Source organism: Arenimonas sp. MALMAid1274 (assembly GCF_049195245.1).
Lineage (GTDB): Bacteria > Pseudomonadota > Gammaproteobacteria > Xanthomonadales > Xanthomonadaceae > Arenimonas.
In genome coordinates this window covers 100803-120020 of the sequence record NZ_JBMIRR010000026.1, presented here as the reverse complement: position 1 = coordinate 120020, position 19218 = coordinate 100803, and the positions used below count along the sequence as shown (strand labels likewise).

At 70.0% G+C, this 19218-nt stretch carries 17 protein-coding genes; 7 read left to right on the top strand and 10 right to left on the bottom strand.

All coding sequences use genetic code 11. The annotated features are described in order from the left end of the window. Positions 1-41 precede the first annotated feature (41 nt). Positions 42-353 (bottom strand): DUF4286 family protein, encoded by a 312-nt coding sequence (locus ACOQFR_RS06990; protein ID WP_421380040.1) that lies wholly within the window; start codon positions 351-353, stop codon positions 42-44. Then, entirely contained in the window at positions 350-1549 is a 1200-nt protein-coding gene (locus tag ACOQFR_RS06985; protein ID WP_421380037.1) for a DUF3667 domain-containing protein, read from the bottom strand. Before ACOQFR_RS06985 ends, ACOQFR_RS06990 begins: the two co-directional genes overlap by 4 nt. 58 nt (positions 1550-1607) lie before the next feature. Between ACOQFR_RS06985 and ACOQFR_RS06980 the strand changes: the two genes are divergently transcribed. Continuing rightward, positions 1608-2966, top strand: coding sequence for an MATE family efflux transporter (locus ACOQFR_RS06980; RefSeq protein WP_421380035.1), 1359 nt, complete (start codon positions 1608-1610; stop codon positions 2964-2966). 69 nt (positions 2967-3035) lie between these two features. Further along, the gene (gene sppA / locus ACOQFR_RS06975; RefSeq protein ID WP_421380032.1) at positions 3036-4898 is read left to right on the top strand and encodes a signal peptide peptidase SppA; all 1863 of its coding nucleotides are present in this window, start codon (positions 3036-3038) and stop codon (positions 4896-4898) included. A gap of 7 nt (positions 4899-4905) precedes the next feature. Here sppA and ACOQFR_RS06970 read toward each other — a convergent pair whose 3' ends face one another. Continuing rightward, positions 4906-5130 carry a hypothetical protein gene (locus ACOQFR_RS06970; RefSeq protein WP_421380030.1) on the bottom strand — a complete coding sequence of 75 codons (225 nt, stop codon included), beginning with the start codon at positions 5128-5130 and terminating at the stop codon, positions 4906-4908. Positions 5131-5190: 60 nt separating this feature from the next. Between ACOQFR_RS06970 and ACOQFR_RS06965 the strand changes: the two genes are divergently transcribed. Next, the gene (locus ACOQFR_RS06965) at positions 5191-5967 is read left to right on the top strand and encodes an SDR family oxidoreductase (RefSeq protein WP_421380028.1); all 777 of its coding nucleotides are present in this window, start codon (positions 5191-5193) and stop codon (positions 5965-5967) included. Positions 5968-5974: 7 nt separating this feature from the next. Here ACOQFR_RS06965 and ACOQFR_RS06960 read toward each other — a convergent pair whose 3' ends face one another. After that, entirely contained in the window at positions 5975-6634 is a 660-nt protein-coding gene (locus ACOQFR_RS06960) for a DUF4124 domain-containing protein (RefSeq protein ID WP_421380026.1), read from the bottom strand. Here ACOQFR_RS06960 and ACOQFR_RS06955 point away from each other — a divergent pair. Continuing rightward, positions 6615-8192 (top strand): amidohydrolase family protein, encoded by a 1578-nt coding sequence (locus ACOQFR_RS06955; protein WP_421380023.1) that lies wholly within the window; start codon positions 6615-6617, stop codon positions 8190-8192. The genes ACOQFR_RS06960 and ACOQFR_RS06955 overlap by 20 nt on opposite strands. A 33-nt stretch (positions 8193-8225) precedes the next feature. On the opposite strand, the gene ACOQFR_RS06950 is transcribed toward ACOQFR_RS06955, so the two are convergent. From ACOQFR_RS06950 to ACOQFR_RS06925, 6 genes are all read right to left on the bottom strand, one after another. Beyond that, complete coding sequence (locus ACOQFR_RS06950; protein ID WP_421380021.1) at positions 8226-9959, bottom strand: trypsin-like serine peptidase; 1734 nt, start codon at positions 9957-9959, stop codon at positions 8226-8228. Between the two features lie 79 nt (positions 9960-10038). Next, the gene (locus tag ACOQFR_RS06945) at positions 10039-12570 is read right to left on the bottom strand and encodes a DNA topoisomerase I (protein WP_421380019.1); all 2532 of its coding nucleotides are present in this window, start codon (positions 12568-12570) and stop codon (positions 10039-10041) included. Positions 12571-12742: 172 nt separating this feature from the next. Continuing rightward, entirely contained in the window at positions 12743-13423 is a 681-nt protein-coding gene (locus tag ACOQFR_RS06940; protein ID WP_421380016.1) for a pilin, read from the bottom strand. 86 nt (positions 13424-13509) lie between these two features. Then, the gene (locus ACOQFR_RS06935) at positions 13510-13983 is read right to left on the bottom strand and encodes a DUF494 family protein (RefSeq protein WP_421380013.1); all 474 of its coding nucleotides are present in this window, start codon (positions 13981-13983) and stop codon (positions 13510-13512) included. 35 nt (positions 13984-14018) lie between these two features. Then, positions 14019-15143, bottom strand: a complete 1125-nt coding sequence (dprA, locus tag ACOQFR_RS06930) for a DNA-processing protein DprA (protein WP_421380010.1) — start codon at positions 15141-15143, stop codon at positions 14019-14021. A gap of 40 nt (positions 15144-15183) precedes the next feature. Then, positions 15184-16290 (bottom strand): LysM peptidoglycan-binding domain-containing protein, encoded by a 1107-nt coding sequence (locus ACOQFR_RS06925; RefSeq protein WP_421380008.1) that lies wholly within the window; start codon positions 16288-16290, stop codon positions 15184-15186. Positions 16291-16428: 138 nt separating this feature from the next. Between ACOQFR_RS06925 and def the strand changes: the two genes are divergently transcribed. Genes def through rsmB form a run of 3 tightly spaced genes read left to right on the top strand, consistent with a single transcriptional unit; the run spans position 16429 to position 19179 of the window. After that, positions 16429-16941, top strand: coding sequence for a peptide deformylase (def, locus tag ACOQFR_RS06920; RefSeq protein ID WP_421380006.1), 513 nt, complete (start codon positions 16429-16431; stop codon positions 16939-16941). Positions 16942-16948: 7 nt separating this feature from the next. Continuing rightward, positions 16949-17869, top strand: coding sequence for a methionyl-tRNA formyltransferase (gene fmt, locus ACOQFR_RS06915; protein ID WP_421380646.1), 921 nt, complete (start codon positions 16949-16951; stop codon positions 17867-17869). After that, positions 17866-19179 (top strand): 16S rRNA (cytosine(967)-C(5))-methyltransferase RsmB, encoded by a 1314-nt coding sequence (gene rsmB, locus ACOQFR_RS06910; protein WP_421380004.1) that lies wholly within the window; start codon positions 17866-17868, stop codon positions 19177-19179. The genes fmt and rsmB overlap by 4 nt, the downstream gene beginning before the upstream one ends. The last annotated feature ends 39 nt before the right edge of the window (positions 19180-19218 follow it).

The following is a 19218-nucleotide window of genomic DNA, read 5'->3' as shown; positions in this document are numbered from 1 at the left end:
TCGGGCCGGCTCCGTGCCGATCCGGCACTACGCGTCGCCCGTCAGGTCACTGGCGCCAGGATGCGGCGCTGTGCACTGAATCGATCGCCGAAGCGCTGCTTCCCGTCGGCGCGCATGCGCGGCGCGTGTTCGGCCAGGTAGGCGGCCAGCGCGGCCGCGTCGCTCAGGGTGTAGTGGCAGCAATACTGCACGCGGCCGTCTTGCGCCCGGGGTTCGTCTACCTGCCAGATCCGCGCTTGCACGAAACCGGGCAAGGCCAGCATTTCCGCCACGTGGTCCTGCAGCCAGTGCAGGTAGTCGGCGGCGATGTCGGCATCCACCGACAGCGTGACCTCGTACAGCACCTGGCTCACATCACCACCAGGCTGACCAGCAGGCTGCCCGCCGCGCCGAAGCTGAGCAGCATGAAGTAGCAGGTGCCCAGCACGCAGTACTTGAACAGCGTCATCAGCCAGCCCTGCGCATACACCCGCTTCTGCATCAGCAGCAGGTACACCGGCATCCACACCAGCAGTGCAGTCTCGGCCCAGCCCAGCGGCAGCGACAGCCAGGGCAGGGCGGCGGTCCAGGTGGCCAGCGCGTCCAGCACCAGCACCACCAGCAGGCTGCCGCAGAGGAAGGCGTGGCTGTGCAGGGCCACGATCAGGTGTTCCATGTACAGGCGGCGCTTGAACACGTATGCGATCTTGAGCAGCAGCGCGAACAGCGGCAGCAGCACGAACAGCGTGGTCGGCACGGTCGACAGGAAGGCATCCTTGAGCAGGTTGGGGTCCTGCTGGATGCGCTTCATGTTGGCCTGGGCATCGCCGGCCGAATCGTTGATCTTCTTGTTGACGGCGTCGGGCAGCCACGCGACGTTCACCGGGTTGTCCTCGGCGTGCCAGGGCGTGCCGTTGAACGAAATGGTGCCGTCGTTCTCCTGCACCACCGGCAGCGGTTCGCCGGTGGCTTCGGAATGGCGGATGGCCTTGATGCGGCGCTCGGCCTCGTTGATCACGCCCTGGCGCGCCACGTCCATGCCGATGCCGGCACCGGGGACGTTGGCGGTTTCCTTGCGCGCTTCCCCCAGCGCCGCCAGCGCTTCGTCGCGGATGCGTTCGACTTCTTCCACCGTGGTGGCATTGCGCAGGCCGCGGTTGCGCGACTCGTCCACGTCCACCACCGCCAGGCCTTCGCCCTGGACGTCCACGCCCTCACGGTCGATGTCGAAGCTAAGGCGCGAGGCGAAGAAGGCGAACAGGCTCAGGAACACGAACAGCCGCACCGGGCTGACGTAGCGCACTCGGCGGCCGGCGAAGTATTCCAGCGTCAGGTAGCCCGGCTTGAACAGCAGCGGCCCGAGCGTGCGCAGGATGCGCGAGTCGAGCTCGAACACCGAATCCATGAAGTCGCCGATGATGCTGCTGAAGTGCCGCACCAGCCCCTTGGTGGGCTGGCCGCAGGCATAGCAGTGCTCGCCCAGCAGCACTTCGCCGCAGTTCTGGCAGCGGCGCACCGGTGCGGCCTCGGGCACGGGCGCAGGGGCGGGCGGGCTCGTTTCGATGGACATGCGGGGCTCCGGGGCGAGTGCCGCTAATATAGCTTTCCTGACGCCGGTCCCCACACCGATGAGCCCTCCTGAAACCCGCGCCGCACGACTCGGGCGCGAGATGCGCACCAGCCTGGCCCTCGCCCTGCCGCTGGTGCTGGCCCAGGTGTCGTCGATGGCGATGAACATCGTGGACACCGTGCTGGCCGGCCGCCATGGTCCGGTGACCCTGGCCGCGGTCGGCGTCGGCAGCGCAGTGTGGTCGGTGGTGATCCTGGTCAGCATCGGCGTGTTGATGGCCGTGCCGCCGACCGTGTCGCAACTCAACGGCGCCGGCCGCCGCGGCGAGATCGGCCCGGTGTTCCGGCAGGCGCTGTGGCTGGCGCTGGCGCTGGGCGTGGGCCTGGTGTTCGTGGTGCGCGCCGGTGCCTGGGCGCTGGCGCCGATGGGGATCACCGCCGAGGCCCGGCCCGAGGCGGTGGCCTTCCTGCACGCCATCAGCTGGGGCGCGCCGGGCCTGGCGCTGTACTTCTGCCTGCGCAACCTCAGCGACGGCACTGCGTGGACCCTGCCGGCGATGGTGTTCGGTATCGCCGGCCTGGTGCTGCTGGCGCCGCTGGGCTACGCGCTGATGTTCGGGATGGACCTGGGCGCCGCGGGCCTCGGCTACGCAGTGGCGATAACGTTGTACTGCCAGGCGGGTGCGCTGGCCCTTTACCTGTGGCGCTCCCCGCGTTTCGCCGACCTGGGCCTGTTCACGCGCTTCGATCCGCCGCGCTGGGCGCCGATCCGCGCGCTGCTCGCGCTGGGCCTGCCGATGGGCGTGTCGGTGTTCATGGAAGGCAGCCTGTTCGTCGCTACCGCCCTGCTGATCGGCAAGCTCGGCACCACCCAGATCGCTGCGCACCAGATCGCTATCCTCATGGCCAGCCTGTGTTTCATGGTGCCGCTGGGCGTGGCCATGGCCACCACCGTGCGCGTCGGCCACGCGGTGGGCGCCGGCGATCCGTCCGCGGTGCGCTGGTCGGCGGCGGGCGGGTATGGACTGGCGATGCTGGCGCAGACCCTCTCGGCGGTGCTCCTGGTGTTCGGCGCCACCTGGCTGGCCAGCCTGTTCACGCGCGATCCGGCGGTGATCGCCCTGGCCAGCCTGCTGATGGCCTATGCCGCGGTGTTCCAGTACCCGGACGGTCTGCAGGCATTGTCGGCCGGCGCACTGCGGGGCCTGAAGGACACCCGCGTGCCGATGTTCATCACCGTGCTCGCCTACTGGGGCCTGGGCCTGCCGCTGGGCTACTGGCTGGGCCTGTCGCGCGGCCAAGGCGCGCCGGGCCTGTGGACGGGCCTGATCCTGGGCCTGAGCGTGGCGGCGACGCTGCTGGGCTGGCGCTTCTGGCGGCTGGCGCGGCGGCCCCTGTCGCCGGTGCGGGTGACCTAAGGCGCATGCGGCCTTCACCCCGGCTGGGTATGCTGGCCCCATCACTGGTCAAACCTGCTGGAGTTTTCCATGTCTGAGTCGCAGCCCGGTCCCATCCGGCGTGTCCTGGTCGGGATCTGGAACACGGTCAATTTCACCCGGATGCTGGTGTTCAACCTGATCTTCCTGTTCATCCTGGTGCTCGTGCTCGCGGCCATCGTCGCCAGCCCCGGCGTGCAGCCGCTGAATGCCAAGAGCGCGCTGGTGCTCAACCTCGAGGGCGTGCTGGTCGAACAGTTCAGCTCCTCGCCGGCCGACCGCGTGATCAACCAGGCCACCGGCCAGGCCCAGCCCGAGATCCAGCTGCGCGACCTGATGCGCGCCATCGAGTCCGCGAAGAAGGACGACCGCATCGACCGCATCGTGCTGCTCACCGATGGCTTCAGCGCGCCGGGTTTCGCGGCGCTGCGCGACTTCGCCGGCGCCCTGCGCGAGTTCCGTGCCAGCGGCAAGCAGGTCGTCGCCTTCGCCACCAACATGGACCAGAAGCAGTACTACCTGGCTGCGCAGGCCGACGAGATCTACCTCGACCCGCAGGGCGGCATCCTGCTCGAGGGCCTGGGCCGCTACCGCATGTACTACCGCGAAGGCCTGCAGGAAAAGCTGGGCGTGGACGTGCACCTGTTCAAGGTCGGCGAATACAAGTCCGCCGCCGAGCCCTACGTGCTCGACGGCATGTCGCCGGAAGCGCGCGAGGCCGACCTGTACTGGATGGGCGACATCTGGCAGCGCTTCGTGGCCGACATCGCCACCGCGCGCAAGCTCGATCCCGCGGCGGTGCAGGCGATGATCGCCGACCTGCCCGCGCGCGTGGTTGCCGCCGGCGGCGACCTGGGCAAGCTGGCCCTGCAGGAAAAGCTGGTGGACGGCCTCAAGACCAGCCAGGAAATGGAAGCCCTGCTGATCGAGCGCGGCGAAGAAGACGCCGAGAACAAGACCTTCCGGCAGATCGACCTGGCCGGCTACCTGATGCACTCGGGCATGCCCAACCTGGTGGACAGCCGTCCGCAGGTGGCCGTGGTGGTGGCGCAGGGCGAGATCACCGATGGCGACCAGCCGCCGGGCACCGTGGGTGGCGAGTCCACCGCCGCGCTGCTGCGCCAGGCGCGCGAGGACGACAACGTCAAGGCTGTGCTGCTGCGCGTGGACTCCCCGGGCGGCGGCGTGTTCCCGTCCGAGCAGATCCGCCGCGAGGTGGAGCTGGTGAAGGCGGCGGGCAAGCCGGTGGTGGTGTCGATGGGCAACGTCGCGGCGTCCGGTGGCTACTGGATCTCGATGAACGCCGACCGCATCTACGCTGACGAATCCACCATCACCGGTTCGATCGGCATCTTCGGCCTGTGGATGACTGCGCCGCGCGTGCTCGACAAGCTGGGTGTGACCACCGACGGCGTCGGCACCACGCCGCTGGCCGGTGCCTTCGATCCCACGCGGCCGCTGGATCCCAACGTGGGCCTGATCATCCAGTCGGTGATCGACAAGGGTTACGCCGACTTCACCGGCAAGGTCGCCGAGGCGCGCGACAGCACGCCGGCGCAGATCGACGTGCACGCCCGTGGCCGGGTCTGGAGCGGCGCACAGGCCAAGGACCGCGATCTGGTGGACGAGCTGGGCGGTTTCCAGGCGGCGCTGGCCGAGGCGGCCAGGCTGGCCAAGCTCGAGCCCGATGCCTACGGCGTGAGCTACATCGAGAAGCCGCTGACGCCGTTTGAGCAGTTCGTGGTCAACCTGGGCAAGAGCAGCCGCACCGAAGGCCTGCTGCGCGTGCTGGCGCCGACGCCGCTGCTGATCGACCGGCAGACGCTGGCCAAGGTGGAGCGCGAGCTGGCCTGGCTGGACCGCAATGGCCGCGCGCCCTACCGGGCCGTGGCGCATTGCCTCTGCGCCTACTGAGGTAGGCTCAGCCGCCGGCGTCCTGCAGGGCCTTCTGCCGCTCTGCTTCGTCGGCGGCCTGGGTGGCCTCGACGGCCTTGGCCTTGTCGATCGGTTCCTGGATGGCGTCGCGAAGCTGGGTGGCGTCCGTGCTGGCGGCGGCCTGCGGCGCCGGCGGGTCATCGGGAAGCGGAGCGGGGTCGCGGCATGCGGCGAGCGCCAGGCTGGCGGCCAGTACAAGGATGAGGCGCATGGGCTGCTCCTGGCAGGGGTGACCCCGCTATCCTACGCCCGGGACTTCCGGAGATCGCAGATGGGCGCACACCGCTGGCGGCTGGACGGACAAGTGGCCCTGGTGACCGGCGCGAGCGTTGGCATCGGTCGCGCGATCGCTGCCGAGCTGCTGGGCCTCGGGGCCGACGTGATGCTGGTCGCGCGCGACGAGGCGCAGCTGGAGGCCAGCTGCGGCGAACTGGAGGAACAGTTTCCCGAGGCGCAGGTGCGCGGTTTCGCGGCCGACGTGGCCGACGCCGAGCAGCGGCGCGAAATCTTCGACTGGGTCGAGGACCTGGGCAATGGCCTGCAGATCCTGGTCAACAACGCCGGCGCCAACGACCGCAAGCCGTCCATGGACTACGCCGACGCCGAATGGCGCGCGATCTTCGAAGCCAACCTGTTCTCGGCCTTCGAGCTCAGCCGCTTCGCCTTCCCGCTGCTGAGCCAGCACGCCGCGTCCGCCATAGTGAACGTGGGCTCGGTCTCGGGGCTGACCCACGTGCGCACCGGGTCGCCCTACGGCATGAGCAAGGCGGCCCTGCACCAGATGACGCGCAACCTGGCCTGCGAATGGGCCGAGGACGGCGTGCGGGTGAATTCGGTGGCGCCGTGGTACATCCGCACGCGCCGCACCTCGGCGGCGCTGGCCGACGCCGATTACCTGGACGAAGTGATTGATCGCACGCCGATGGGCCGCGTCGGCGAACCGGAAGAAGTGGCCGCGGCCGTCGCCTTCCTGTGCTTGCCCGCGTCCAGCTACGTCACCGGCGAATGCATCGCGGTGGACGGCGGCTTCCTGCGCTACGGGTTCTGAGCCGCGCTTACGGGCAGCTGTCGCGGATGATGCGCTCCAGGCGCGTCACTTCCGATTTCCGGAACGCCGCCGTGTCGCTGAAGGCATGCAGGGCGTTGGACCGCGCCACCTCCAGCCGCGCCTTGAACTGCCGGCAGGCGGAGGCATCGTCGAGCTGCAGGCAGGACTCGGAAACCCAGCGGCAGGTGGCGGCGCCCTGCGCGGAGCCGCGCACGTCGTAGCCCAGCACCGACAGCGGCACGCAGCGGCGGTTGGGGTCGTAGTCTTCGGAGTAGCGCACGTCGCCGTCGTAGTCGGTGCACTGGAACAGCGGCGGCGGCGCGAACAGCGGGCCGGCGGGCGGGGGCGGCAGCGCAGGGGCAGCCTCCGGCGGTTCATCGTCCGCGGGCGCCGGCGGTGGGGCGGAAGCACGCGCCGGCGGATCCTGCGGCCGGGTCATGCTGCGCTGGCTGCCGGTCTGGCCGGCCGGGCAGGGTTCATCCTGCAGGCTGACCACGCCCTTGGCGTCCACGCAGCGGTAGACCGTGATCTCGCTGGCGCCGGGCGCGCCGACGGCGAGCAGCAATATCGCTAAGCTGGACCACCGAAGCGTTCGCATGCGGCGATTGTCCGCCCGCGACGCCGCCACTTCCAGCCCGGACGCCGCCATGATGCGACTGCTGTTCATGCTTGCCCTGCTGATGCCGGCGGCCGCCGGTGCCGCCATTCCCGCCGCGCCCGCGCGTACCGAAGGCGAGGGTCCCTACCCGCAGCTGATCCTGCGCGGCGCCACGGTGATCACCGGCACCGGCGCACCGGCCTACGGTCCGGTGGACATCGTGATCGAGGGCGACCGCATCACCGAGGTGCGCATCGTCGGCAGCGCGCGCTCTCGCATTGATCCCGCCAAACGTCCGGCGCTGAAGCCGGGCGGGCGCGAGATCGACCTCGCCGGGCAGTTCGTGATGCCGGGCCTGGTGGACCTGCATGGCCACATCGGCGGCGAAGAGCAGGGCGTCACCGCCGAATACGTCTACAAGCTCTGGCTGGCGCACGGCATCACCACCGTGCGCGACCCGGGCTGCGGCAACGGCCTGGACTGGTGCGTGTCGGAAAGCCGTCGCAGCGCCGCCCAGGCCATCACTGCGCCGCGCATCTTCCCGTACGCTTTCTTCGGACTGGGCCGCGACACGCCGATCGCCACCCCGGAGCAGGCGCGGCAGTGGGTGCGCGAGGTCAAGGCCAAGGGCGGCCTGGGCATGAAGTGCTTCGGCTACCGCCCCGACATCCTGGAGGCGGCCTTCGACGAGCTGCGCAAGCAGGGCCTGCGCAGCGCCTGCCACCATGCGCAGCTCGACGTGTCGCGCGTGAACGTGCTCACCACCGCGCGCTGGGGGCTGACCACCATGGAGCACTGGTACGGCCTGCCAGAAGCGCTGTTCGAGGGCCAGACCGTGCAGCAGTATCCGGCCGACTACAACTTCATGGACGAACAGCACCGCTTCGGCCAGGCCGGCCGGCTTTGGGCGCAGGCCAGCGAAAAGGGCAGCTCGCGCTACGAGGCGGTGATCACCGAACTGCTGGCGCTGGACTTCACGCTCGACCCCACCTTCACCATCTACCAGGCGACGCGCGACCTGATGCGCGCGCGCACGGCGGACTGGCACGAGGCCTACACGCATCCCGCGCTGTGGGACTTCTTCACGCCCAACCGCGACAACCACGGCAGCTTCTTCTTCGACTGGGGCAGCGAGGAAGAGGCGGCGTGGAAGGACAACTACCGGCGCTGGATGGCCTTCGTGCAGGACTACAAGAACCGCGGCGGCCGCGTCACCGTCGGCAGCGATTCGGGCTACATCTACAAGACCTACGGCTTCGGCACCATCGAGGAACTCGAGCTGCTGCGCGAGGCCGGCTTCCATCCGCTGGAGGTGATCCGCGCGGCCACGCTGTCGGGCGCCGAAGCGCTGGGCGCGGCGGACCGGCTGGGTTCGGTCGAAGCGGGCAAATACGCCGACCTGGTGGTGCTGGCCGAGAATCCGCTGGCCAACCTGAAGGTGCTCTACGGCACCGGCCATCTGCGGCTGGGCGATGACGGCCAGCTGCAGCGCGTGGGCGGCGTGCGCTACACGATCAAGGGGGGCTTGGTGTTCGATGCGCCGGCGCTGCTGGGCGACGTGCGCCGCATCGTGGCCGACGAGAAGGCGCGCCGCGGTATCACGCGACTGCCGCAGCCGGGCGGATGAGCCGCCCGGCTGCGCCATGCCGGTACCGCAGGATCAGCTGCCGATCTTGGACAGCGTGACGGTGCGGGTGACGCCGTCCACCGTGTAGGTCAGCGTGGCGGCGGTGGCCGAGGTGAAGTTGATGGTGGCCGTGCCGACATTGGTAAAGGCGACCTGGGCGGGATTGAAGCTGGTGCTCCAGGCCGGGCCGGTGTAGCGGCGCACCGGGCCGGAGTTGATGTCGGTGCCGGTCCACTGCCCGTCGAGCTGGTACCAGACCGGCTGGCCGGCCGAGTTGAACGCATACCAGGTGACGAACAGCACGTTGTTGCCGCCCGAGAACTGGAACGCGGTGATGCCCCAGCCCGCTTCCGAAGGCACGTACCAGAGGCCGCCGTTGTTGCGGGTCGGGCCGTTGGACGTGGTGGTGGGGGCCAGCCACTGCTGGATCGACGGGTACACCACGTCCAGGCGCGAGTAGTAGTCGCGATTGGCGGCCGTGGCGATGTTGCCGCTGTTGGCGCACGAAGCACTTCCGCCGAACAGGCCACCGCGCAGCTCGTAGCCGCCCGAGCCCAGCGTGAACAGGCCCGAGCCGCTGCTGCCGCCCTCGGTGGTGCCGCTGGTCCAGCCGGCGTGGATCATCTCCGCGTCCTGCGTCACCTTCTTGCCCAGCGAGCTCATCTTCAGGTCGCCGGCCGGGTGGTGGATGGCCAGCACGTCGGCGTTGTCGGCGATCTGCGTGGCGTTCCAGCCGCTGAAGAAGGCGCCGGCCGGCGGCGCGTTGCCCAGGCGCAGCAGCAGCGCATCGGTGTTGGCGTCGGAGTACAGCAGGGTGGCGCCGCCGGTGAGCTGGGTGTTCGCCGCGGCCACCAGGCCGTTGCAGGTGGTGGCCTCGAAGCCCCAGAAGGTGTTGAGCGTGGAGGCCACGGTCTGGCTGCTGATGCAGTGGTCAGCCGAATAGAAGTACGGCACCTGGGTGGCGGCGACCGTGTCGTTGAGCAGGGTGCCGGTGCAGGTGTAGCTGGAGCCGCCGTCCACGAAGGTCATGCGCGCGACGGCATTCTTCGCATTGACGAAGTTCTGGCCGAGCGCGGCAACGCGGCAGACGGTGTCCACGTTGCAGGCGCCGGAATCGCCGATGGCCTTGCCCAGCGAGAACAGCTCGCGGCTGTTGGCCAGCAGGTGCGAGATCTGCGGCACCTGCGGCTTGATGCGCGCGGTGTCCATGCCCTTGGGCGCGAAGATCTCGATCACCTGGAACTCGCCGTCGGTCATCGGCGTCCAGTAGATGTCCTGCGAGGAGAGCTTGCGCGCCTCGGCGCCGCTGACCAGCAGCACGCGCGCCAGATCGTCCGAACCGGCGAAGCGCAGTTCGGCGCCCTCGGGCAGGCCGTTGAGCTGCAGGCCCAGGCGCATGCCGGGCGCGTCGGGCGAGCCGACTTCGATGCGGGCGACCTTGCCGCCGGCGACATCCTGCCAGCGCAGCGCCGGCAGACCGGCCGGTGCTTCCGACGCGGTGTCGCGGGCGATGCCGATCTGGGTGGCAATGCCTTCGCGGCTGTTGCGTTTCTGCACGTCGGCGATGCGCGTGACCGGCAGTTCGGACAGCAGCATGCGCGAAGTGCCGGCGGCGGAGGCGTTGGGCAGGCGCCAGGTCGGCGCGGCTTCGGCCTTGGTGGTGCGGGCGGGTTCGCCGGAGACGCGGTCCACCGCGGCGGCGTGCACGGCGGGCGCCGCGAGCGCGATCGCGATCGCCAGCGAGCAAAGGGTTCGACGGGTGGACATGGCGGGACTCCGCAGGGGCGTGGGAACCCCTAGTGTAGCCACAGCCCGCCCCGGGATTTGTGAAAAATCCCGAAGCCGTTCAGGCGGTCTTGCGCGTCGCCGCCTTGGCGGGCGCCGCCTTGCGCGCGGGCGTCTTGCTCGCCTTCTTGGTGGCCTTCTTCGCCGTTTTCTTTGCGGCCTTCTTCGCGGCTTTCCTGGCGGGTGCCTTCTTCACCGCGGCCTTCTTGCCTGGCGCGGGGGCCGATGCGTCCGCGGCTGCCGCCGCCTTGCGTTTTGCAGGCACCTTCTTCGCCGCGACCTTCTTGCCGAAGCGGCCGCCCTTGCGCACCGGCTTGCCGGCCAGCAGCAGTTCTTCGCATTCGGCCTGGGTCAGGCTGGCCGGGTCACGGTCCTTGGGAATCTTGCCGTTCTTCTCGCCGTCGGTGATGTAGGGACCGTAGCGGCCGTTGAGGACCTGGATCTCGGTGCCCGGGAAGACCTTGATGGTGCGGTTGGCGATCATCTCGATCTTGGCGCGCACGAGTTCGACCGCGGCCTCGAAGCTGATCGTGTACGGGTCGTCGGTCTTGCCCAGCGACGCGTAGGTGTCGCCCAGCTTCACGAACGGCCCGAAGCGGCCGATGGCCACCGTGACGTCCTTGCCCTCGTGCTGGCCCAGGCTGCGCGGCAGGTTGAACAGCGGCAGCGCCTCCTCCAGCGTGATGGTGTGCATGCTGGTGCCCGGCCGCAGCGAGGCGAACTTGGGCTTGTCCTCGTCCTCGGCGGTGCCGATCTGCGCGAAGGGCCCGTAGCGGCCCAGCCGCACCGACACCGGCTTGCCCGACTTCGGGTCCACGCCCAGCACGCGCGAGCCGGTGGCCTCGGAGCGGTCGACCGATTCGCTCTTCTCGTCGATGGTGGCCTTGAACGGCTTCCAGAACCGCTCCAGCAGCGGGATCCACGCCGCCTCGCCGGCCGCGACCGAGTCCAGCTCGTCCTCGAGCTTGGCGGTGAAGTCGTAGTCCACGTACTGCATGAAGTGGCCGGTGAGGAAGTTGGCCACCGCGCGGCCGACGTCGCTGGGACGGAAGCGGCGGTTGTCCAGGTACACGTATTCGCGGTTCTGCAGCACCTGGATGATGCTGGCGTATGTCGAAGGCCGGCCGATGCCGTATTCCTCCAGCGTCTTCACCAGCGAGGCTTCCGAGAAGCGCGGCGGCGGCTCGGTGAAATGCTGGTCGGTGTGGATGCTGCCCAGGGGCACGGTCTGGCCGGTCTTCATCGGCGGCAGCTTGCGGCCCTCGTCCTCGTCCTCGGAGGTCTTGGCGTCCTTGCCCTCTTCGTACACGGCCAGGAAGCCCGGGTCGATCACGGTGGTGCCGCTGGCGCGGAAGCTGTGCTCGCTGCCGGCGGCCAGCTCGACCGAGACGGTGTTCATCGTGGCCGGCACCATCTGCGAGGCGACGGTGCGCTTCCAGACCAGTTCGTACAGCCGGCGCGCGTCATCGTCGAGGTACTTCGCTACCGAAGCCGGCGTGCGCAGCGCGGACGTGGGCCGGATGGCCTCGTGCGCTTCCTGGGCGTTCTTGGACTTGGACTTGTACTCGTTGGGCTTGTCGGGCACCGCGCCGGTGCCGAAGTCGCGCGCGATCACGTCGCGGATCTCGGCGACGGCCTCGGCCGAGAGGTTGACGGAGTCGGTACGCATGTAGCTGATCAGGCCGACCGCGCCCTCCTCGCCGATGGCCACGCCCTCGTACAGCTTCTGCGCCACCCGCATCGTGCGCGAGGTGGTGAAGCCGAGCTTGCGCGCGGCCTCCTGCTGCAGCGTGGAGGTGATGAAGGGCGGCGAGGGCCGGCGCTTGCGCTCCTTGCTGACCACGTCGGTGACGCGCAGGGCGTCGCCGGCGGCCTTGACCAGCCGCGCGCGCGCGGCCTCCGCGGCCTTGGAGTCGGTGATCGTGAACTGCTCGAACTTCTGGCCGTCCAGCTTGACCAGGCGCGCCGTGAAGGCCTGCTGCGGATGGTTGAGCTCGGCCTCCATGGACCAGTACTCGCGCGGCACGAAGGCTTCGATCTCCTCCTCGCGCTCGACGATCATGCGCAGCGCCGGCGACTGCACGCGGCCGGCGGACAGGCCGCGCTGCACCTTGCGCCACAGCACCGGCGAGAGGTTGAAGCCGACGAGGTAGTCCAGGGCGCGGCGCGCCTGCTGGGCGTCCACCAGGTCGCCGGCCACCTGGCGGGGGTTGTCCACCGCGGCCTTGATCGCCCGCGGGGTGATTTCCGTGAACACCACCCGGTGCAGGGCCTTGCCCTTGAGCAGGCCGCGCTCCTTCAGGATCTCGGAGATGTGCCAGCTGATGGCCTCGCCTTCGCGGTCCGGGTCGGTGGCCAGGTAGATGGCCTCGGCCGACTTGGCGGCCTTGGCGATGGCCTCGACGTGCTTCTCGTTCTTTTCGATCAGCTCGTAGCGCATGGCGAAGTCGTTCGCCGGATCGACCGCGCCCTCCTTGGGCACCAGGTCGCGGACATGGCCGTACGAGGCCAGGACGTGGAAATCCTTGCCCAGGTACTTGTTGATCGTCTTGGCCTTGGCGGGCGATTCGACGATGAGGAGGTTCTTGGCCATGGCCGGGGGTGTGCTCGCTGAATCCGTTGAAAGGGGCGCCCAGACGGCGCGGCCCGCGGGAGCGCGGGCCGGGTGTTCTTTTTCATTAAGGCACCAGCCCGGCCGGCACTGTCAAGCAAGGCCGGCGCGGGCAGGGGTCGGAAACCGCCCCGACCCCCGGGGATGCGGTGTCCTAGCGGCAGTCGGCCGGCAGGCGTTCCCGGTTGGCCAGGTCGCTGGTGCAGTACCACTCGCCGGCGTTGTCCCGGCTCAGGCGGATGCGCCCTTCGGCCAGGTCGGGAGCGCCCTCGACCGCCTTGAGCTCGAGCTCGATCATGCACATGCCGGTGTTGGCCTCGCCCACCACCAGGCGCTCGATCGCCTCGGAGGACGGGGCCGACAGGCCCAGCTCGGCCGCGTCGCGGGGGCAGCGGTCGGTGTTGGCGACAAAGGCTTCCACCTGCGCCTGCGCGGCCCGGGCCTCGATCACCGCGGTGGCCACCTTGGTGCGCACGATATACGTCTGGTAGGCGGGCAGGGCGATGGCCGCCGCGATGCCCAGCAGCACGATCAGGAACAGCCCGACGCCGACTAGGACGATCGCCACGATCCCGCAGCCGCTTTTCTTCTCCGGCGCCGCGACCGGGCTGGCGGCGTAGGCGGGAGCGGGAGGCGGGACCGGGGGCATCGGGGCCGCGGCGCCCAGGCCCAGCTCGTCACGGAACTGGCCGAGCGGCGCCCACTGGCCCAGCCCTTCCCGCCAGGCCAGGCTGGCGTCGTCCACCTCGCCGCGGGCATGGGCCTGCACCAGCACGCTGGCGTCCACCGGACCCTGGCGGGTCTGGCTGCGATCCACGTAGTACCACGTCGTCATCGTCCTGCTCCCCGAACCGGCGCGTGCGCGCCTTCCCCCAAAAACAGCGCCCGGCCGGAGCCGGGCGCCAGGTCATCCGCGCCGGGTCAGTGCACCGGCTCGGGCTCGTCCTCGAACATCTGGCTTTCCATCCAGGCATAGGCCGCTTCCGAGCCCGGCTGGTTGAACAGCACCATCAGCACCACCCACTTGAGGTCATCCACGTCCACTTCGTCCTGGTCCAGCGCCATGACGCGGTCGAGCACCAGCTCGCGCTGGTCGGCGTCGATCACGCCGCTGTGCTCCAGGAACATCAGAAAGCCGCGGCACTCCAGGTCCAGGCGGTCCAGCTCGGGCTCCGCGTAGACCCGCACCGGGGTGTCGAGCCGGGGCGCGGACGACAGCGGGCGCTGGCGCGCGAGTTCGTCGAGCCAGTCGAAGGCCTTGTTGATTTCCGCGGGGCTGAAGCCGGCCTGGATCAGGCCGTTCTGGAGCGAATCACGGTCCCGGACGGCGTCGGGGTCGTCGTAGAAGTAGTGTTCAAACAGGTAAAGCAGTACGTCCAGTATGGTCTCTTTCATTACCCTCAGCCTGCGCCCTGGGCGCGATGGGAAGGTCAGGACCGGCGGGCGTAGCGACCGTGGTCGGCTATCACGCGCCCTTCCAGCTCCATGATCAGCAGCATGGAGGACAGGGCGGCCACCGTCAATCCTGTGCGCTCGGCCAGCGCATCCATGCCGGTAGGGTCGTGGCCCAGGGCCGACCACAGCCGGTTGTGGTCGGTGTCCGGTTCCGGCTGTCCGCCGGCTGAGTGCACTGGCGACTCGGTCGACGGGATTTCGAGCCGGTTGCGAACGGCCGTGGCCAGACTGTCCGCGACCGGACCCAGGGTCGCCAGGACCTCGTCAGGGGCTTCGACGAGGGCGGCGCCCTGTCGGATGAGGGCATGGCAGCCGCGCGAGGTGGGATTGTCGACCGAGCCGGGCAGGGCGAAGACCTCGCGCCCGGCTTCGGCCGCCAGCCGGGCGCTGACCAGGGCGCCCGAGCGCAAGGCCGCCTCGACCACCACGGTGCCCAGGGCCAGGCCCACCAGGATGCGGTTGCGGCTTGGAAAGTGGCTGGGCAGCGGCTCGGTCCCGGGCGGGTGCTCGCTGACCAGCAGTCCCTCGCCGACGATCCGGTCGCGCAGGGCGGCGTTGGTCGACGGGTAGGCAATGTCGGGCCCGGTACCCACCACGGCGATGGTGCGCCCGGTGGCCAGCGCCCCCTCGTGCGCGGAGGTATCGATGCCTTCGGCCATGCCGCTGGTGATCACCCAGCCGCGGGCCGCCAGCGCCCGCGCGAACTGCCGCGCGCGGTCGCGGCCGCCGGCACTGGGCTTGCGGCTGCCAACGATGGCCACCTGCGGATGCCACAGCAGGCTGGCGTCGCCGGCCAGGAACAGCAGCGGCGGCGGCGAGGGGCATTGACGGAGCAGGGCGGGATAGTCCGGGTCGCGCCAGCCCAGCAGGGCGTGACCGGGCTGCTGCAGCCAGGCCAGGTCGGCATCGATGCGCGCCGCATCGGGTCGGCGCAGGGCCTCGCGCGTGCCAGGCGTCAGCGGCAGGCCGGCGCCTCCGCGCGCCACGTCCAGGGCCACGCAGGGGTCGGGATGGGCGGCCAGCAGCACCCGCAGCAGGGCATCGGGAGTGCGGGCTCGGGCGAGGATCAGGAGGGCGCGGTCGGAATTCACGGCCCCCATAGCATCACGGCGCCCGAGGGCGCCGTGATGTAGGAGAAAGTCACTCGGTGGCGTCGGGATGTTTCAGCAGGTCACCCTGCCGCACCGGCCGGATGCCATCCATCACCAGCGCGTAGCTCACCTTGTCGAAGGTGCGGAACACCATCAGGTGGCCCAGGAACGAATCGGGCATGTCGAGCTTGTCGCCGTTGGCCGACGTCTTGTTGCGATGTCCGACGATGTCCGGACGACGCGCGCCGTCATGCCAGATCGAGAAGACATGACCGTTGCGGATGCCATCGCGGGCACCCACCGAGAGCGCCACGACGATGCGCGGGCCGGCCTGCAGTCCATCGGCAACCGCCAGGACCTTGGCGTTGTCGGGGATGCTGTCGGCCGCACGCGGCAGGAACTGCAGGTCGTAGGGCTGGGCCTCGGCCGGCAGCACGCGGTCGCCGAGACGGATCTCGCGGCCTTCCTCGCGCAGCACCACCGTGGCCACCTCGCCCTGCACCTGCGTCACTTCGCCGGTGGCATGGATCTGCAGCTCGTGGCCCAGGAACTCGCCCGAGGCTTCGCCGAAGCCCGGCGGGTTGCCCCAGTGGCTGTGGTCGCGATTGCCGCGGAAGTCGAGGTCGGAACGGCCGGGCTTTTCCTTGCCCTTGCCGCCGCCGAACACGTAGACCGGACGGGCGATGTCGACCACCATGCCGGGCTGGGCGCCGTCGAGGCCGCGCACGAACACGGACTGACCGGCGGTGCTGAGCAGGCGATCCTCTTCCAGGCCCACCACGTAGGGCAGGGACTTGACGTCCTCGACCACGGTGAAGTGCTTCAGGAAGGGCTCGATATCGGCCAGCGGGATCGTGTTGACCGCTTCGCCCACCTGCGGGCCGGCGGACGTGACCCGCGGCTGGCCGTCGATGTAGACCAGGCTCAGCACGTCACCCGGATAGATGAGGTGCGGATTCTTGACCTGCGGATTGGCCTGCCAGATCTCGGGCCACAGCCAGGGCTTCTTGAGGAAGCGGCCGGCAATGTCCCAAAGGGTGTCGCCCTTTTTGACCGTGTAGGTAGTCGGATGATCGCCAGCAAGCTCCGCCGCGACGGCGGCAGTGGCGACGGTGAGCAACATGGCAGCACTAACTGCAAGAAGCCGTTTAAGCATGGCGGCTATCCACCTGATTTTCCCCGGACAGGTTGGGCGACTATAGCCCAAATCCCGACCCGGAATGCAAGCCCGCCGGGGGTATAATGATGTGCCGGCCCCTTGAGGTCCGGTCCCGACTTCCCCAAATCTCCGTCCATGGCCAAGCTCCCCATCCTGGAATTCCCCGATCCGCGCCTGCGGACCGTCGCCAAACCGGTCGAGCAGGTGGACGACGCCCTGCGCCGCCTGATCGACGACATGTTCGAGACCATGTACGACGCCCCCGGCATCGGACTGGCCGCGACCCAGGTCGACGTGCACCTGCGCCTGCTGGTATTGGACGTAAGCGAGGACAAGAGCCGGCCACTGGTGTTCATCAACCCGGAAGTGCTGGAGTCCGAAGGCAGCCAGGTCTACCAGGAAGGCTGCCTGTCCGTGCCCGGCATCTACGCCGACGTGAAGCGCGCCGACCGCGTGCTGGTGCGCGCGCTGGACCGCGACGGCAAGGCCTTCGAGGTCGACGCCGACGGCCTGCTGGCGGTCTGCATCCAGCACGAGATGGACCACCTGGCCGGCAAGGTCTTCGTCGACTACCTCTCGCCGCTCAAGCGCGAGCAGGTCCGCAAGAAACTCGCCAAGCAGCAGCGCGATTCCGACGCGGCCGCCTGACGTGGCCCTGCGCATCGTCTTCGCGGGCACGCCTGCCTTCGCGGTGCCCTGCCTGCGCGTCGCCGCCGCCCGCGGCGAAGTGGTTGCCGTCTACACCCAGCCCGACCGGCCCGCCGGCCGCGGACGCCAGCTGGCGCCGTCGCCGGTGAAGGTGGAAGCGCTGGCGCGCGGCCTGCCGGTGCAGCAGCCGCTGAACTTCAAGTCGGCGCAGGCACGCGACGCACTGCGTGCGCTGCAGCCCGACCTGATGATCGTGGTGGCTTACGGCCTGATCCTGCCGCAGTCGGTGCTCGACATCCCGCGCATGGGCTGCTGGAACGTGCACGCCTCCCTGCTGCCGCGCTGGCGCGGCGCCGCGCCGATCCAGCGCGCCATCGAGGCCGGCGACACCCGCAGCGGCGTCTGCCTGATGCAGATGGAAAAAGGCCTCGACACCGGCCCCGTGCTGCTGTCGCTGGAAACGCCGGTCACCGATGAGGACACCGGCGGCAGCCTGCATGACCGCCTGTCCACGCTGGGGGCCGAGGTGCTGGAAGACGGCCTGAAGCTGCTGCGCGCCGGCATGCGGCCGATGGCGCAACTCCAGCCCGAGGCCGGCGTGACCTACGCGCACAAGCTGGACAAGGCCGAAGCCCGGCTGGACTGGGGGCTGTCGGCCACTGCCCTGGCGCGCCGTGTCCGCGCTTTCAATCCCTGGCCCGTGGCCGAGGCCACCATCGACGGCGAGCGCCTGCGCGTGCATGCCGCCGTGGCGCTGCCGCAGGGGACCGATGCCGCGCCGGGCACGGTGCTGTCCGCCACGCGCGAAGGCTTGGACGTGGCCTGCGGCGAAGGCGTTCTGCGCCTGCTGCAGGTTCAGCGCGAAGGCGGCCGTCCGGTCGCCATCGCCGATTACCTCAACGCCCGGCCGGCGCGGCGCGGCGCATGAGCGCACCCGCCGGCGCCGCGCTGCGGGCGCGCGCCGCGCGCGTGCTGGTGTCGGTACTGGGCGAGGGCCGGTCGCTCAAGGCCATGCTGCGGCAGGCCCTGCCCGCGCTGCCGGATCCGCGCGACCGCGCCCTGCTCGAGGCCATCTGCTTCGGCGCACTGCGGCATCGCCGCCGCTACGAGTACGCGCTGTCGCAGTGGCTGGCCAAGCCCCTGGCCGCGCGCGACTACCCGGTGCATTGCCTGCTGCTTGTGGGCCTGGCGCAGCTCGATGCGCTGGGCCTGCCGGTGCATGCCGCCGTCGGCGCCACCGCCGAGGCCACCCGCGACCTGGGCCGCGAGCCCCTGGTGGGCCTGGTGAACGCCCTGCTGCGCCGCGCAAGCCGCGAACCGCTGCCCACCAGCGACGATCCGGCCGTGGCCAGCAGCCACCCGGACTGGCTGCTGGCGCGACTGCGGCGCGACTGGCCCGGCGACGTGCCCGCCATCCTGGCCGCCAACAATGTCTCGGCCCCGCTCTGGCTGCGACCCAACCCGATGCGCACCACGCCCGAAGACCTGCTGTCCGCGCTGCGCGAGGCGGGCCTGCCGGCGGAGCCTTCGCTGATCGCGCCAGGCGCGATCCGCCTTGACGACCCGGTGCCGGTCGAACGCCTGCCGGGCTGGTCGCGCGGCGAGCTGGGCGTGCAGGACGGCGCCGCGCAACTGGCGATCGAAGCGCTGGATCCGCGCGATGGCGAGCACGTGCTCGATGCCTGCGCCGCGCCGGGCGGCAAGACCGCCCAGATTGCCGAACGTCTGGGCTCCGGTTCACTGGTTGCCATCGACATCGAAGCGCGCCGGCTGGCCCAGGTCGGCCAGCAGCTCGAGCGCCTGGGCCTGGCCTCCGACCGCATCCAGTCGCACATCGCCGATGCCGCCGACACCGCCGCCTGGTGGGACGGCCGCGCCTTCGACGCCATCCTGCTCGATGCGCCGTGCTCGGCCACGGGCATCATCCGGCGCCAGCCCGACATCAAATGGCATCGCCGCGAAGCCGACGTCGCGCCGCTGGCCGCGTTGCAGGCGAAGCTGCTGGATGCGCTGTGGACCACGCTGAGGCCCGGCGGCCGCCTGCTCTATGCCACCTGTTCGGTGCTTCGCGAAGAGAACGAGCAGCAGGTGGCGGCCTTCCTGGCCCGCACGCCCGATGCCGCCGCCGTCCCGCTGGACGGCCGCTACGGACGCCGCAGCGGCGAGGGCCGCCAGCGCTTCCCCGGGGAAGACGGCATGGACGGCTTCTTCTACGCCCTGCTTCGCAAGGCCGGCTGAATCCGGGCCGGATCGTTAATGTAAAAATTAGATAGGGCC

What these genes read in the sequence shown, in the direction of transcription:
- ACOQFR_RS06985 (WP_421380037.1), bottom strand. Translation starts at nt 1,549, where the DNA reads ATGTCCATCGAAACGAGCCCGCCCGCCCCTGCGCCCGTGCCCGAGGCC.
- ACOQFR_RS06980 (WP_421380035.1), top strand. Translation starts at nt 1,608, where the DNA reads ATGAGCCCTCCTGAAACCCGCGCCGCACGACTCGGGCGCGAGATGCGC.
- sppA (WP_421380032.1), top strand. Translation starts at nt 3,036, where the DNA reads ATGTCTGAGTCGCAGCCCGGTCCCATCCGGCGTGTCCTGGTCGGGATC.
- ACOQFR_RS06970 (WP_421380030.1), bottom strand. Translation starts at nt 5,130, where the DNA reads ATGCGCCTCATCCTTGTACTGGCCGCCAGCCTGGCGCTCGCCGCATGC.
- ACOQFR_RS06965 (WP_421380028.1), top strand. Translation starts at nt 5,191, where the DNA reads ATGGGCGCACACCGCTGGCGGCTGGACGGACAAGTGGCCCTGGTGACC.
- ACOQFR_RS06955 (WP_421380023.1), top strand. Translation starts at nt 6,615, where the DNA reads ATGATGCGACTGCTGTTCATGCTTGCCCTGCTGATGCCGGCGGCCGCC.
- ACOQFR_RS06960 (WP_421380026.1), bottom strand. Translation starts at nt 6,634, where the DNA reads ATGAACAGCAGTCGCATCATGGCGGCGTCCGGGCTGGAAGTGGCGGCG.
- ACOQFR_RS06950 (WP_421380021.1), bottom strand. Translation starts at nt 9,959, where the DNA reads ATGTCCACCCGTCGAACCCTTTGCTCGCTGGCGATCGCGATCGCGCTC.
- ACOQFR_RS06945 (WP_421380019.1), bottom strand. Translation starts at nt 12,570, where the DNA reads ATGGCCAAGAACCTCCTCATCGTCGAATCGCCCGCCAAGGCCAAGACG.
- ACOQFR_RS06940 (WP_421380016.1), bottom strand. Translation starts at nt 13,423, where the DNA reads ATGACGACGTGGTACTACGTGGATCGCAGCCAGACCCGCCAGGGTCCG.
- ACOQFR_RS06935 (WP_421380013.1), bottom strand. Translation starts at nt 13,983, where the DNA reads ATGAAAGAGACCATACTGGACGTACTGCTTTACCTGTTTGAACACTAC.
- dprA (WP_421380010.1), bottom strand. Translation starts at nt 15,143, where the DNA reads ATGGGGGCCGTGAATTCCGACCGCGCCCTCCTGATCCTCGCCCGAGCC.
- ACOQFR_RS06925 (WP_421380008.1), bottom strand. Translation starts at nt 16,290, where the DNA reads ATGCTTAAACGGCTTCTTGCAGTTAGTGCTGCCATGTTGCTCACCGTC.
- def (WP_421380006.1), top strand. Translation starts at nt 16,429, where the DNA reads ATGGCCAAGCTCCCCATCCTGGAATTCCCCGATCCGCGCCTGCGGACC.
- rsmB (WP_421380004.1), top strand. Translation starts at nt 17,866, where the DNA reads ATGAGCGCACCCGCCGGCGCCGCGCTGCGGGCGCGCGCCGCGCGCGTG.